The 500-nt window shown below is 50.8% G+C and carries 2 protein-coding genes and 1 pseudogene; 1 reads left to right on the top strand and 2 read right to left on the bottom strand.

What is annotated here, in order from left to right:
- Positions 1-79, top strand: a 79-nt coding sequence (locus ACJHX3_RS25115; RefSeq protein ID WP_323498327.1) for an IS3 family transposase, incomplete at its 5' end; no start/stop codon positions are given.
- A 72-nt stretch (positions 80-151) separates the two neighbouring features.
- Here the strand turns inward: ACJHX3_RS25115 and ACJHX3_RS25110 are convergent.
- Positions 152-388, bottom strand: a pseudogene (locus ACJHX3_RS25110) (autotransporter outer membrane beta-barrel domain-containing protein); the annotation flags it as partial.
- Between the two features lie 38 nt (positions 389-426).
- A partial coding sequence (locus tag ACJHX3_RS25105) for a hypothetical protein (protein ID WP_252966805.1) occupies positions 427-500 on the bottom strand: 74 nt, incomplete at its 5' end.

Genomic DNA, 500 nt, shown 5'->3' with positions numbered 1-500 from the left:
GAATCAAAAAAGAATAAAACTCAGTCTTGGGGGACTCAGTCCGGTAGAATACCGGACTGAGCATCAAAAAGCCGGTTAACTGAAACTGTCCAGGTTTTGGGGTTCAGTTCAGCTCGCACCACATCCGGCTACAATGCCGGGCGCAAAGCAGCTACCATTTCACCGTCATCGACAAAAACCCTGCCGTCTGGGCAAAATCATCACTCCCTTTCTGCCACGCCACGCTACCACGCAGGGACACTCGCTGACTGATATTGCCCGTGACTCCCACTTTTATTTCCCCCCGTTGTTTTACCGCTTCGTCACTGATAGTGCTGCCATCTTCTTCAATTTTCGTCGAATGGGGATCGTAATAATAATTCAGATCTAATGTTGGTGTGACATGAACAGTAAGCGTGCAGCAAGAACCGTATTGACGGGGATGTGTTATTCAGTCGGCAGTGCTACGCGCCAGGGGAGCAGTTCGCCGACCCGGTTTATCGGCCAGTCGGCTATGACGT

Source organism: Escherichia sp. WS1265, assembly GCF_046487585.1.
Classification (GTDB): domain Bacteria; phylum Pseudomonadota; class Gammaproteobacteria; order Enterobacterales; family Enterobacteriaceae; genus Escherichia; species Escherichia coli.
The sequence above is the reverse complement of the archived record's forward strand: the minus strand, read 5'-3'. Positions and strand labels throughout refer to the sequence as shown.